11 protein-coding genes are annotated in these 13077 nt (G+C 70.4%); 6 read left to right on the top strand and 5 right to left on the bottom strand.

Annotation, left to right across the window (positions count from 1 at the left end; translation table 11 throughout):
• From JMF86_RS19980 to JMF86_RS19965, 4 genes are all read right to left on the bottom strand, one after another.
• A partial coding sequence (locus tag JMF86_RS19980; RefSeq protein WP_201317116.1) for a molybdopterin oxidoreductase family protein occupies positions 1–2338 on the bottom strand: 2338 nt, incomplete at its 3' end.
• A 16-nt stretch (positions 2339–2354) separates the two neighbouring features.
• Positions 2355–2699, bottom strand: a complete 345-nt coding sequence (nirD, locus tag JMF86_RS19975) for a nitrite reductase small subunit NirD (RefSeq protein WP_006478931.1) — start codon at positions 2697–2699, stop codon at positions 2355–2357.
• Positions 2700–2737: 38 nt separating this feature from the next.
• Positions 2738–5311 carry a nitrite reductase large subunit NirB gene (gene nirB / locus JMF86_RS19970; RefSeq protein ID WP_011694759.1) on the bottom strand — a complete coding sequence of 858 codons (2574 nt, stop codon included), beginning with the start codon at positions 5309–5311 and terminating at the stop codon, positions 2738–2740.
• A 21-nt stretch (positions 5312–5332) separates the two neighbouring features.
• Entirely contained in the window at positions 5333–6658 is a 1326-nt protein-coding gene (locus JMF86_RS19965) for an MFS transporter (protein ID WP_011547604.1), read from the bottom strand.
• A gap of 656 nt (positions 6659–7314) precedes the next feature.
• On the opposite strand from JMF86_RS19965, the gene cobA reads away from it, so the two are divergent.
• From cobA to JMF86_RS19935, 6 genes are all read left to right on the top strand, one after another.
• Positions 7315–8076, top strand: a complete 762-nt coding sequence (cobA, locus tag JMF86_RS19960) for a uroporphyrinogen-III C-methyltransferase (RefSeq protein WP_011547602.1) — start codon at positions 7315–7317, stop codon at positions 8074–8076.
• 120 nt (positions 8077–8196) lie between these two features.
• Complete coding sequence (locus tag JMF86_RS19955) at positions 8197–8793, top strand: ANTAR domain-containing response regulator (protein WP_012339886.1); 597 nt, start codon at positions 8197–8199, stop codon at positions 8791–8793.
• 5 nt (positions 8794–8798) lie between these two features.
• Entirely contained in the window at positions 8799–9851 is a 1053-nt protein-coding gene (locus JMF86_RS19950; RefSeq protein WP_011547601.1) for a CmpA/NrtA family ABC transporter substrate-binding protein, read from the top strand.
• A 140-nt stretch (positions 9852–9991) separates the two neighbouring features.
• A complete protein-coding gene (locus tag JMF86_RS19945; RefSeq protein ID WP_006478925.1) occupies positions 9992–10591 on the top strand; it encodes a uracil-DNA glycosylase family protein in 600 nt (199 codons plus the stop codon).
• 88 nt (positions 10592–10679) lie between these two features.
• On the top strand, positions 10680–11621 hold the full coding sequence (locus JMF86_RS19940) for a helix-turn-helix transcriptional regulator (RefSeq protein WP_011547600.1): 942 nt from the start codon (positions 10680–10682) through the stop codon (positions 11619–11621).
• A gap of 117 nt (positions 11622–11738) precedes the next feature.
• The gene (locus JMF86_RS19935) at positions 11739–12437 is read left to right on the top strand and encodes a fumarylacetoacetate hydrolase family protein (protein ID WP_011547599.1); all 699 of its coding nucleotides are present in this window, start codon (positions 11739–11741) and stop codon (positions 12435–12437) included.
• Between the two features lie 56 nt (positions 12438–12493).
• On the opposite strand, the gene JMF86_RS19930 is transcribed toward JMF86_RS19935, so the two are convergent.
• Positions 12494–13033 (bottom strand): DUF4303 domain-containing protein, encoded by a 540-nt coding sequence (locus JMF86_RS19930; protein WP_011547598.1) that lies wholly within the window; start codon positions 13031–13033, stop codon positions 12494–12496.
• Positions 13034–13077 lie beyond the last annotated feature (44 nt).

The raw sequence follows: 13077 nt of genomic DNA, 5'->3' as shown, positions 1-13077 counted from the left end.
CGGTGTCGGTCAGCGGCGGCGGCGCGAGATCGGCGACGCCGAGCGCGGCCGCGAAAGTGTCGATGTCTGCCATGTCGGATTCCTGTGAAGCCGTGATCGGCGAGATCGCGGGCGCGGGCGGTGCATCGTCCGCGCGTGCGTCGGCGCGCGCCGTGTCGTCGTCGGTCGACGCGAACGCGTCCGTGTCGACCCGCGTCAGCGCGACCGCGCAGTATTTCAGTTCGGGTTGCTGCGATTCCGGGTCGATCGCGTCGTTCGTCACCGCGTTGATGCACAGGTCGTCGCCGTACACGTCGTTCCAGTGCATCGGCGCGAAGCAGTTGCCGCGCCGCACGCGGTCCGTCACGACGGCCGGCAGCACCGCGCGGCCGCGCGCCGAACGGATCTCGACGCTGTCCTTCGCGGCGATGCCCAGCGCGCTCGCATCGTCCGGGTGCAGTTCGACGAACGGGCGCGGGTTGAGCTTGTTCAGCATCGCGACCTTGCCCGTCTTCGTCATCGTGTGCCACTGATGCTGCAACCGCCCGGTGTTCAGCACGATCGGGAACGTGTCGTCGGGCAGCTCGGCCGGATCGACGTGCGGCCGCGCGAAAAAGCGCGCCTTGCCCGACGGCGTCGGGAACGCGATGCGCGGCGCGGCACCGTCGTCGGCTGCCGTACGCAGTGGCTGGCTCACGCCGTCGTTCAGGTAGCGGATCGGGTGCCGCTCGCGCGCGGCGCCCGGCGCGACCGGCCACTGCACGGGCCCGTCGCGCAGCGCCGCGTGGCTCGCGCCGCGCAGGTCGTAGCCGGTCGCCGGATTCGAGAAGCGCACGATCTCGTCGAACACGTCGGCCGCCGACGCATAGTCGAACGCGTCGCCGAACCCCATCGCACGCGCGACTTCCGCGACGATGCGCCAGTCGGGCAGCGCGTCGCCGGGTGGCGCGACCGCCGCGCGCATCAGCGTCATGTTGCGCTCGGAATTGATCATCACGCCGTCGCCTTCGGCCCACAGCGCGCCGGGCAACAGGATGTCGGCGTAGCGGTTGGTCTCGGTGTCGAGGAACGCGTCCTGCGCGATCACGAGTTCCGCCGCCTGCAGCCCGGCGATCACGTTGCGCCGGTTCGGCACGGTCGCGACCGGGTTCGTGCAGACGATCCAGCACGCCTTGATGTCGCCGGCCGCCATCCGCTCGAACAGGTCGACCGTGCCGTTGCCGGTGTCCTTGCGCAGCGTGCCGGCCGGCACGCGCCACAGGTTCTCGACGAAGCGGCGGTCGTCGTCGGACGCCACCGAGCGCTGACCCGGCAGCCCCGGCCCCATGTAGCCCATCTCGCGCCCGCCCATCGCGTTCGGCTGGCCGGTCAGCGAGAACGGCCCGCTGCCCGGGCGGCAGATCGCGCCGGTCGCGAGATGCAAGTTGCAGATCGCGTTGGTGTTCCATACGCCGTGCGTGCTCTGGTTGAGTCCCATCGTCCAGCAGCTCATCCATTCCTGCGCGTCGCCGATCCATTGCGCGGCCGTGCGGATGTCGGCTTCCGCGAGCCCCGTGATTTCAGCGACCCGCTCGGGCGTGTAATCGGCGAGAAACGCGGGCATCGCGTCCCAGCCTTCGGTGTACGCGGCGATGAACGCGGCGTCGGTGCGGCCGTTCGCATGCAGCAGGTGCAGCAGCCCGTTGGCCAGCGCGAGATCGGTGCCCGGCCGGATCTGCAGGAACAGGTCGGCCTTGTCGGCGGTACCGGTGCGGCGCGGATCGACGACGATCAGCTTCGCGCCGGCCTTCACGCGGTCCATCATCCGCAGGAACAGGATCGGGTGACAGTCGGCCATGTTCGCGCCGATCACGAAGAACAGGTTCGCGCGATCGAAGTCCTGGTACGACCCGGGCGGCCCGTCCGCGCCGAGCGACTGCTTGTAGCCGGTGCTCGCGCTCGCCATGCACAGCCGCGAGTTCGACTCGATGTTGTTGGTGCCGACGAACCCCTTCGCGAGCTTGTTGACGAGATACTGCGCCTCGATCGACATCTGCCCCGACACGTAGAACGACAGCGCATCGGGCCCGTGCGTATCGAGCACCGCGCGCAGCCGCCGCGCGGTCTCGGCGATCGCGTCGCGCGCCGGCAGCGGCACGAGGTCGTCCTCGCGCGCGCGGCGCACGAACGCGCGGTCGAGCCGCCCCGAGCGGCGCAGCGCGACGTGCGCCGACGAACCCTTCGTGCAGAGCCGCCCGAAGTTGGCCGGATGGTCGGCGTCGCCGGATACCTTGACGACTTCGCCGTCCTCGACGTGCAGCACCATCCCGCAGCCGACGCCGCAGTACGGGCACACGCTCTTGACGGGGGTGGCGGTCATGCGTGCTCCCGGGCGCTCAGGCCGCGATCCACACGAAGCCGTCCTCGACCCGCGACGGATACGCGTTCACCGATTGCTCGGGCGCTTCCAGGCATTCGCCGGTCCGCAGGTCGAAGTGCTGCTTGTACAGCGGCGACGCGACCACGACGCGCTCGCCGAGGCTGCCGATCAGCCCGCGCGACATCACCGCGGCCTGCGACACGGGATCGACGTTGTCGATCGCGAACACGCCGCCGTCGGCATGCGCGACGTGAAACACGGCGACCTGCTCGCCGTTGACGAGCGCGCACACGCCGGTGTTCGGCACGATGTCGTCGAGCGGGCACACGCGGGTCCAGGACAGCGGAAGACGATCGTTCATGATGGGCTCCTTTGAAAGACGGGGGTGTCGGTCGGGGGTCAAACGGTCGCGGGTTCGGCGACGACCGGAATCGCCACGGGCTTGCCGCCCGCGCGCTCGGCGGGCGTCGCCGGCCGGATCTGGCCGCGCGTCTCGACGAACTCGATGGTCGTGTCCGGCGCGTCGCTGTTCACGAAGTGGCGGAAGCGCTTGCGCGTTTCCGGATCGGTGACGGCGCGCTTCCATTCGCACTCGTAGGTGTCGACCACGTGCTGCATGTCGGCTTCGAGCTCGGCCGCGATCGCGAGCTTGTCGTGCACGACGACGTCGATCAGGTAGTCGAGCCCGCCTTCGAGGTTGTCGCGCCACACGCTGGTGCGTTGCAGCCGGTCGGCCGTGCGCACGTAGAACATCAGGAAGCGGTCGATATAGCGGATCAGCGTGTCGCGATCGAGATCGGACGCGAGCAGTTCCGCGTGGCGCGGCTTCATCCCGCCGTTGCCGCACACGTACAGGTTCCAGCCCTTCTCGGTCGCGATGATGCCGACGTCCTTGCCCTGCGCTTCCGCGCACTCGCGCGTGCAGCCGGACACGCCGAACTTGATCTTGTGCGGCGCGCGCAGCCCCTTGTAGCGGTTCTCCAGGTCGATCGCGAGGCCGACCGAATCGTCGACGCCGTAGCGGCACCACGTCGACCCGACGCACGACTTCACGGTGCGCAGCGCCTTGCCGTACGCGTGCCCCGATTCGAAGCCGGCCGCGATCAGTTCCTCCCAGATCGACGGCAGCTGCTCGACGCGCGCACCGAACAGGTCGACGCGCTGGCCGCCCGTGATCTTCGTGTACAGGCCGTATTTTTTCGCGACCTGGCCGACCGCGATCAGCCCTTCCGGCGTGACTTCGCCGCCCGGCATGCGCGGCACGACCGAATACGTGCCGTCGCGCTGGATGTTCGCGAGGTAGTAGTCGTTCGAATCCTGCAGCCCCGCGTGCTCCTTCTTCAGCACGAACTCGTTGAAACACGACGCGAGGATGCCCGCGACGGCCGGCTTGCACACGTCGCAGCCGAGACCGCGGCCGTGCTTGTGCAGCAGTGCGTCGAACGTCGTGATGCGCTCGACGCGGATCAGGTGGAACAGCTCCTGACGCGAATACGGGAAGTGCTCGCACAGATGGTTGTTGACCGCGAGGCCCTGCTTCTTCATCTCGGCCTTCATGATCTGCGTGACGAGCGGCACGCAGCCGCCGCACGACGTGCCGGCGCCCGTGCAGGTCTTCAGCGCGCCGAGGCTCGTCGCGCCGTCGGCCACGGCCGCGCAGATCTGCGACTTCGACACGTTGTTGCACGAGCAGATTTGCGCGCCTTCCGGCAGCGCGTCGACACCGATCGCCGGCTTCGCGGCGCCGTCCGACGACGGCAGGATCAGGAATTCCGGCGACTCGGGCAGCTCGATGCGGTTCAGCATCATCTGCAGCAGCGTGCCGTACTCGGCGGCGTCGCCGACCATCACCGCGCCGTGCAGGAACTTGCCGCAGTCGGACACCACGAGCTTCTTGTAGACCTGGCGGCGCTCATCCGCGTACTGGTAGGTGCGGCTGCCGGCCGTCGTGCCGTGCGCGTCGCCGATGCTCGCGACGTCGACGCCCATCAGCTTCAGCTTCGTGCTCATGTCGGCGCCGGCGAACGCGGCCGCCGCCGCTTCGTCGGCGTCGCCCGCGAGCTGCTTCGCGACCACGCGCGCCATGTCGTAGCCGGGCGCGACGAGGCCGTACACCGTGCCGTTCCAGGCCGCGCATTCGCCGATCGCATAGATGTCGGCGTCGCTCGTGCGGCACGCGTCGTCGATCGCGACGCCGCCGCGCGGACCGATGTCGAGCCCGCACGCGCGGGCCAGTTCGTCGCGCGCGCGGATGCCGGCCGAGAACACGATCATGTCCGTGTCGAGATGCGTGCCGTCGGCGAACGCCATCCGGTGCGCGCCTTCCTCACCGTCGACGATTTCGAGCGTGTTCTTGCCGGTATGCACGGTCACGCCGAGCGCCTCGATCTTCGAACGCAGCATCCGGCCGCCGCCGTCGTCGACCTGCACGGCCATCAGGCGCGGCGCGAATTCGACCACGTGCGTATCGAGCCCCATGTCGCGCAGCGCCTTCGCGCATTCGAGGCCGAGCAACCCGCCGCCGATCACGACGCCGCGCTTCGCGTGCGCGCCGCACGCCTGCATCGCCTCGAGATCCTCGATCGTCCGGTACACGAAGCAGCCCGCGCGCTCGCGGCCCGGCACCGGCGGCACGAACGGCCGCGAGCCGGTGGCGAGCACCAGCTTGTCGTACGCGAGCGTTTCGCCCGATGCGAGCGTGACCGTATGCGCGGCGCGGTCGATCGATGCGACCTGCGCGTTCAGGCGCAGGTCGAACTGCGGATGACGCTCGAAGAAGCCCGGTTCGACGAGCGACAGGTCGTCCGCCGACTTGCCCGCGAAGAATTCCGACAGGTGCACGCGATCGTAGGCGGGGCGCGGTTCCTCGCCGAGCACGGTGACCTGCAGCGCGCCTGCCTCGCCGGCTTGCGTCGCGACGCATTCGAGGAGCTTGTGGCCGACCATGCCGTGGCCGATGACGATGAGTTTCATGATGACGGTTCCTTCGGTCGATCAGTTCGCGGCGCCGGCGGCGGCCAGCGCGCGATCGCGCAGCTCGGCTTCGCGCGCCTTGTGTTCTTCGCTGAAGCGCACGGCCATCGCGCACAACGCGGTCGCGGTCACCGCGAGGCCGAGCAGGCTCAGCGTCTGCTGCACGTCGCCGACACCCTTCAGCAGGAAAGCCGCGGCCACCGCGCCGACGTTGCCGCCCGCGCCGACGATCCCCGCGACGCCGCCGAGCGCCTTGCGGTCGATGAACGGCACGAGCGCGTAGGTCGCGCCGCACGCCATGTGCGTGAACAGGCCGAAGGTCAGCATCGCGACGAGGGCCATGCCGATGCCTTGCGCGTGCGAGAACCAGATCAGCCCGAGCCCTTCGCCGATGATCAGCGCGCACAGCAGCGTCGCGCGCACGTCGAGGCTGCGGCGGGCAGCGATCTTGTCGGACAGCCAGCCGCCGAGCGCGCGCGCGAACAGGGCGAGCAGCCCGAACATCCCGACCGCGAAACCGGCGTCCTTCAGCGACAGCTTGAAGTGATCGACGTAGTACAGCGCGGCGATGTTGTGGATGAACACCTCGACGCCGAAGCACGCGCCGTACGTGACGAACAGCATCCATACGCGGTAGTTGCCGCAGGCCCTGAAGAAGCTCGCCCAGCCGCCCTTCTTGCCGCTGTCGACCGTCACGCCCTGCTTGCGCAACGCGACGAAATCGCCTTGCGGGCAGTCCTGCGTGAAGCGCCAGTACGCCCATGCCATCGCGAGCATCGCCACGCCCGGCACGACCAGCGCGATGCGCCACGACGAATCCTCGCCGAAGCCGAGCATCAGCCCGGCGGCGACGAGCAACGGCATCAGCGCCTGCGTCGCGCCCGCGCCGGCATTGCCCCAGCCGGCCGTCGTCGCGTTCGCGGTGCCGACCACATTCGGCGCGAACATCACCGACGTGTGGTATTGCGTGATCACGAAGCCCGCACCGATCGCGCCGATGCCGAGCCGGCAGATCAGGAACCACAGGTAGTCGTGCGTGAACGACACGGCGAACACGGGGATCGCGCCGAGCAGCAGCAGGCCCGCGTACACGCGGCGCGGGCCGAAGCGGTCGCACAGCGGGCCGACCAGCAGCCGCACGGCGATCGTCGCGGCCACCGCGGCGATGTTGATGTTGGCGACTTGCGCCGCCGTGAGATGGAATTCGCGCGCGATCAGCGGCATCAGCGGCGCGCACGCGAACCACGCGAAGAAGCAAACGAAGAACGCCATCCACGTCAGATGGAACGCGCGCATCGGCGCGGTGCGGAGGCTGAAGAGATCGATACGGGTAGCTTTGTCGGTCATGTCATCCGCCAAACGAAAAACGGCGTCCTGCGCACCCGGTCTCGTCGAGACCTGATACGTAGGACGCCGTTGCCCATGAAGCCCGTTGCCGGGCGCGTCGGTATTCGGTACTGCGGACGGATCGCCATTGACCCGTCCGAACGAGCTAACGCAAGCGACGTGCCATGTCCGCGTCGATCACGCCGCGCGCCCCACCGCACAAGGCGCAGCGGGCATCGGGCACGTCACCGCGGCGCGCGGTGCGCTCTCCGTCGCGATGCACCGGGGCACAGATGTGGTGCGCTGCAGCACTGTCGTCGTGCGGCATCGCGGTGCGCGCGGACGGGGCACGATGCACACCGATGCGGCATGGCGACCGCGCGCGCGTGGCGAGCACATGCGCGCTCGCGGCCATCGCACGGTGCGCGGCGCCGCGCCCAGGCCGCGTCGTCGCGCCGGTTGGCCCGGATATTGCTGAACCTTCGTCACACCGGCAACGGCGCCGGTGGGCAGTCCCCGCAAACCCTGCTCGCCCGTCACCGCGAGCCCTTCAGGACAACGGCGTCCCTCCGTGCACGGCACGGCCGGATGCCGGTGCGTTTCGACCGCCCGCCGCCGCCGAGCAACAACGCGACATCAGACCGCCGCAGCGATGCGATGCGGCACAGGAACACGACATGACGACAGGCAAAGTCACGCTGCTGGGCGCCGGCCCCGGCGATCCCGATCTCCTTACGCTGAAGGCGGTGAAGGCACTGGCCGCCGCCGACGTGCTGCTGCTCGACGATCTCGTCGCGCCCGGCATCGTCGAACTCGCGCCGCGGGCGCGCGTGATCCGCGTCGGCAAGCGCGGCGGCTGCCGCTCCACGCCGCAGGCGTTCATCGAGAAACTGATGCGCCGCTACGCGCTGCGCGGCGCGCACGTGGTGCGCGTGAAAGGCGGCGACGCGCTGCTGTTCGGGCGCGCCGGCGAGGAACTCGCGACGCTGCGCGCGGCCGCGATTCCGGTCGAGATCGTCAACGGCATCTCGTCGGGATTCGCCGCCGCCGCGAGCCTCGGCATCTCGCTCACGCACCGCGAGCACTGCCAGGGCGTCACGTTCGTCACCGCGCACCGCCAGGATCATGGCGAACCCGACTGGGCACGGCTCGCGGCGACCGGCACGACGCTCGCGATCTACATGGGGATGAGCCGCGTCGACAGCATCGCGGCGGGCCTGCTCGCCGCGCTGCCCGCGTCGACGCCGGCGGCGGCCGTGCAATGGGCCGGCACGCCCGACGAACGTCGCTGGACCGGCACGCTGGGCACGCTCGCGTGCGGCATCGAAGCCGAGCGGCTGGGCAGCCCGGCCGTGATCCTCGTCGGCGGCGCGATCGGCGCAGCAGCCGCGCAAGGCGCGAGCACGGCAACCGGCGCGGCGCTTGCGCGGGCCGCCTGACATGCGCGGTATCGCACGGCTTCGGCCGCTTCCCGGTTCCTGCCCCTCCGGCCGCGCATGCGGCCTGCGTGCATCGTCCGCCCCCTGCATCGACGCGTCCCTGCCCCTGTTGCCCGCCTCATGAGTTCGTCCGCCCTGCCCACCCGCCTGCGCGTGCTGCTCGTCACCGACACCGACAAGCCGATCGGCGAACTCGGCGACGCGCTCGCGCGCCTCGGCTACGAGATGCTGAACGACGTCGCGACGCCCGCGCGCCTGCCGGCGGCCGTCGAGGAGCAACGCCCCGACGTCGTGATCATCGATACCGATTCGCCGTCGCGCGACACGCTCGAACAGCTCGCCGTCATGCATGCGACCGCCCCGCGCCCCGTGCTGATGTTCAGCCACGACGCCGACCAGGAACTGATCCGAGCGGCGGTCGGCGCGGGTGTCAGTGCGTATCTCGTCGAAGGGTTGTCGGCCGAGCGTCTCGCGCCGATTCTCGAAGTCGCGCTCGCGCGCTTCTCGCACGACGATGCGCTGCGCCGCCGGCTGGCCGACGTCGAGCGCGAACTCGCGGAACGCAAGCTGATCGACCGTGCGAAACGCGTGCTGATGGACCAGCGCAAGCTCTCCGAACACGATGCGTATGCGGCGCTGCGCAAGCGCGCGATGGATCAGGGCCTGCGCATCGTCGACGTCGCGCGACAATTGCTCGACGCGTCACCCCAGCCATGAGTGCCATGCATACCTCTCCTCCCGCCGCGCCGGAACGCGCGCATCTTCGCCTCGGGTTCGTCGCGCTCAGCGACGCGGCCCCGCTGATCGTCGCGCAGCGCCTGAACCTCGGCGCGCGTCATGGCCTCACGCTCGAATTGAGTCGCCAGCCGTCGTGGGCGGCCGTGCGCGACAAGCTGCTCAGCGGCGAGCTCGATGCCGCGCACGCGCTGTACGGGCTCGTCTGCGGGCTGCAGCTCGGCATCGGCGGCCCGCAGGCCGACATGGCCGCGCTGATGGTGCTGAACCGTAACGGCCAGGCGATCACGCTGTCGCGCGGCCTCGCCGACGCGTACCGCGAAACCGCCAACGTGCGCGCCGCGTTCGCGACGCTCGGCCGCAAGCCGCTGCTCGCGCAGACCTTTCCGACCGGCACGCACGCGATGTGGCTGAACGCGTGGCTCGCGTCGCACGACGTCGATCCGCTGCGCGACGTGCGCAGCGTCGTGATCCCGCCGCCCGAAATGGTCGCCGCGCTCGCGGGCGGCGAGCTCGACGGCTTCTGCGCGGGCGAGCCGTGGCACGCGGTGGCCGAAGCGTGCGGCGCCGGCCGCACCGTCGCCGTCACGAGCGAGGTCTGGCCCGATCATCCGGAGAAGGTGCTCGCGACGCGGCGCGATTTCGTCGCGCTGTATCCGGCCACCGCGCGTGCGCTGGTCCGCACGCTCGTCGATGCGTGCGCGTGGCTCGACAGCCCCGCGCACCGTCGCGAGGCGGCCGACTGGCTCGCGTCGCCCGACGCGCTCGGCGTGCCGGCCCGGCTGATCGCGCCGCGCCTGCTCGGCGACTACGGCGCGGGGCCGTTCGCCACGCCGCCGCTGCCGATCCGCTTTCACGACGGCGGCGCGGTGAACCGGCCCGATCCGCGCGAGGGCCTGTGGTTCCTGTCGCAATACCGGCGCTGGGGCATGCTCGACGGCTCGCACGACGACGCGGGCATCGCCGCGGCGATCGCGCAGACCGCGTTGTATGATGCTGCGGTCGCCGAAGGCGGCGCAGCGGGCCCGTCGCAGGCGTAGGGCGTAGCCGTAGGCGCACCGCGCAGTGCAGCCGGTGCGCGTCGGGGTCACGCCGAGCCGGCGGCCTTGCCGCTGCCCGCCTGTGCCGCCCATGCCGCTCGCACGGCACCGCCTTGCCACTCCGTCCCCGCTCCGAATCGATGCCGAAACGAACGCGCGCGCCGCTCGACGTGCTGCTCACCGAAATCCGCGCGTGCCGTGCATGCGAAGCAGACCTGCCGCTCGGCCCGCGCCCGGTCGTGCGCGCGCATCGCGACGCACGCATCCTGATCGTCGGGCAAGCGCCGGGCGCACGCGTCCATGCCAGCGGCATCCCGTGGGACGACGCGAGCGGCAAGCGGCTGCGCGGCTGGCTCGGCGTCGACGCCGACACCTTCTACGACGAGACGCGCTTCGCGATCGTGCCGATGGGCTTCTGCTACCCGGGCCGCGGCGCGAGCGGCGACAACCCGCCGCGCCCCGAATGCGCGCCACTGTGGATGGACCGGCTGCTGGCCGAACTGCCGTCGGTCCGGCTCACGCTGCTGATCGGCCAGTACGCGCAGCGGCATTTCCTGCGCGGCGCGCGCAAGGCGACGCTGACCGACACCGTGCAGGCTTGGCGCGACTACGGCCCCGCGATCCTGCCGCTGCCGCATCCGTCGCCGCGCAACCAGGCATGGTTCAAGCACCATCCGTGGTTCGACGCCGAGGTCGTGCCCGAGCTGCGGCGCCGGATCGCATCGCTCGCGGCAGGCTGACCGGGGACGCGGGGCCGCGCCCGTCCCCGTCGCGCCCGGTTCGCTGTACCATCGCGGCTCAACCGCGTCACGAACAACACGATCCTTCATGCCCTCCACCGCCCCGCCGCGCCTGTACGGGATGCCCGAACGCAGCGACCGGCTCGACTTCTACATCCGCGACCAGGCGTCGCGCCAGGCAATCACCGAGCCGCACCGGCACGCGTATTTCCAGATCCAGTTCAACCTCGGCGGCGACACCGAGCAGCGCATCGGCGGCGTCACGCGGCCGTTTCCGCGCGGCGCGCTCGCGTTCGTGCTGCCGCACCGCGAGCACCTGATTCCGCATCCGGAAGGCGCACACTTCATCGTGATCAACTTCAGCCAGGCGTTCCTGCGCGCCGATCTCGACGTCGATCCACTCGATCTCGAGGACGTGCCCGCACACCGTTTCCCCGAGCTGACGCCGTTCCGCTTCCAGGAGCACCTCGATTTCATCCTGACCGGCGATACGTACGACGAAGCGCGCCGCCTCGCGCTGTGCATGCTCGACGTCGATCGCGTGCGCACGTTCGGCTCGACCACGCTGCTGCGCGGCTACCTGCTGCAGTTGATCGGGCTCGTCTGCACGCAGTACGCGGGCGCGCTCGACAAGCTCGCGCAGCGCGGCGCCCAGCGTGCCGGCCGGCGCGACGCGCTGGCCCGCGTGCTGCGCCACGTGCGGGCGAACCTGACCCGCGAGGACCTGACGCTCGCCGCGACCGCCGAAGCCGCGTTTCTGTCGCCGAACTACCTTGCGCACCTGGTGCGCAAGGAAACCGGCAGCACCTTCACCGATCTCGTCACCGAGCGGCGGATCGCGCTCGCGCAGTCGCTGCTGGCCCACACCAGCCGGCGCATCGCGGACATCGCCCGCTCGGTCGGCTTCCGCGACGAAGGGTATTTCGCGCGGCGCTTCCGCGCGCGGGTCGGCGTGTCGCCGAAGGCGTACCGCGACGCGAACGCCGCATTGCCCGCCGCCGACGACACGCAAGCGGCCGCCGACGCGTAGTTTTGTCCCGGTAAAACGCAGTTGCGTCGCATCCCGGCGCACGCGCGTCGGGTATCGTTGCACGCATGCCGGCCGGTGCGCCGGCCATCCGTCTTCCTACCGAACGAGGCCCATCCGATGTCCGCCTATGTCATCGACGCCGCCGAGCGTCCTTCCGTCGAAGTCGAACAGTCGTCCGCGCGCTTTCCGGTGCGCCGCGTATTCTGCGTCGGCCGCAACTACGCCGACCACGCCCGCGAAATGGGCGCCGACCCCGACCGCGAACCGCCGTTCTTCTTCACGAAGCCGGCCGACGCGATCGTCCCGGCCAGCGGCACGGTCGCCTATCCGCCGCTGACGAACGATCTCCATCATGAAATCGAGCTGGTCGTCGCGATCGGCAAGGACGGCCGGTCGATCGACCCGGCCGACGCGCTGTCGCACGTGTGGGGCTACGGCGTCGGCGTCGACCTCACGCGCCGCGACCTGCAAGCCGAAGCGAAGAAGCTGAGCCGGCCGTGGGACTGGGCGAAGGGTTTCGACGCGTCGGGCCCCGTGACCGCGCTGCGCCCCGCGACGGCCACCGGCCATCCGGCCGCCGGCCGCATCTGGCTCGCGGTCAACGGCGACACGCGCCAGCAAGGCGACCTCGCCGACATGATCTGGCCCGTGCCCGACGTCATCGCGTACGTGTCGCGCTCGGTCGAGCTGAAGGCCGGCGACCTGATCTTCACCGGCACGCCGGCCGGCGTCGGCGCGCTGCAGCCGGGCGACCGCGTGACGGGCGGCGTCGACGGCGTCGCGACGTTCGAATTCGTGGTCGGCGCGAAGCCGTAACATGCCATGCAGGGCGGCCGCGTGCCCGGGCCGCCCAGGCGATACCGCGTTGCCGGTCAGTCGTAGCGGCGCAGGAAGGCCTCGGCGACGGCTGGCGGATTCAGCGCTTTCGCCGACGCGTTTTCCAGCGCCTCAGCCGCGTCGTCGTCGCTGATCGACACGAACAGCGTGATGGCCGCCCGGTCGTCGCCCGTGCCGAACACGCCGTCGCGATCGAGCAGCCGCAACGCCTCGATCATGTCGGTATGCAGTTGCCGGGAAAATTCCGCGAATCGCGACCGGACGAACTGCGGGCTCAGCACCTCGTCGGCCAGCCGGCCGCAGATCGCGTTGAACGGCGAGGCCTCGGCCGCCGCGTACGCCCACTCGGCCACGCCCCACACGAACCACGGATCGTCGTCCGCCACCGCCTGTTGCGCGCGGACCCGGCGCAGCCCTTCGACCGAATTGGCGGCCGGCACCACCGTCATCGCGCCGCTGTCGGTGTACAACGCGAACGCATAGAAATGTTCGTCCGGGTGCAGCGCCCGCAGCGCCCTGAAGGTCGCCCTCGCGGCATCGGCAATATCCCGCTGGAAATCAGAAAAGTCGCTCATCGCATCCTCGTCCAGTCGCCCTGCGCGCTCGTCGGGGCACGCGG

Origin of the sequence: Burkholderia sp. E168m15, from assembly GCF_016586105.1 — a bacterium.
Lineage (GTDB): Bacteria > Pseudomonadota > Gammaproteobacteria > Burkholderiales > Burkholderiaceae > Burkholderia > Burkholderia orbicola.
This window is presented reverse-complemented; position numbering and strand designations above follow the sequence as displayed.

Bases quoted from the DNA above. Each gene is read 5' to 3' on its own strand.
- cobA (WP_011547602.1), top strand. From the start codon at position 7,315: ATGACGACAGGCAAAGTCACGCTGCTGGGCGCCGGCCCCGGCGATCCC.
- nirB (WP_011694759.1), bottom strand. From the start codon at position 5,311: ATGAAACTCATCGTCATCGGCCACGGCATGGTCGGCCACAAGCTCCTC.
- nirD (WP_006478931.1), bottom strand. From the start codon at position 2,699: ATGAACGATCGTCTTCCGCTGTCCTGGACCCGCGTGTGCCCGCTCGAC.
- JMF86_RS19930 (WP_011547598.1), bottom strand. From the start codon at position 13,033: ATGAGCGACTTTTCTGATTTCCAGCGGGATATTGCCGATGCCGCGAGG.
- JMF86_RS19945 (WP_006478925.1), top strand. From the start codon at position 9,992: ATGCCGAAACGAACGCGCGCGCCGCTCGACGTGCTGCTCACCGAAATC.
- JMF86_RS19935 (WP_011547599.1), top strand. From the start codon at position 11,739: ATGTCCGCCTATGTCATCGACGCCGCCGAGCGTCCTTCCGTCGAAGTC.
- JMF86_RS19965 (WP_011547604.1), bottom strand. From the start codon at position 6,658: ATGACCGACAAAGCTACCCGTATCGATCTCTTCAGCCTCCGCACCGCG.
- JMF86_RS19950 (WP_011547601.1), top strand. From the start codon at position 8,799: ATGCATACCTCTCCTCCCGCCGCGCCGGAACGCGCGCATCTTCGCCTC.
- JMF86_RS19940 (WP_011547600.1), top strand. From the start codon at position 10,680: ATGCCCTCCACCGCCCCGCCGCGCCTGTACGGGATGCCCGAACGCAGC.
- JMF86_RS19955 (WP_012339886.1), top strand. From the start codon at position 8,197: ATGAGTTCGTCCGCCCTGCCCACCCGCCTGCGCGTGCTGCTCGTCACC.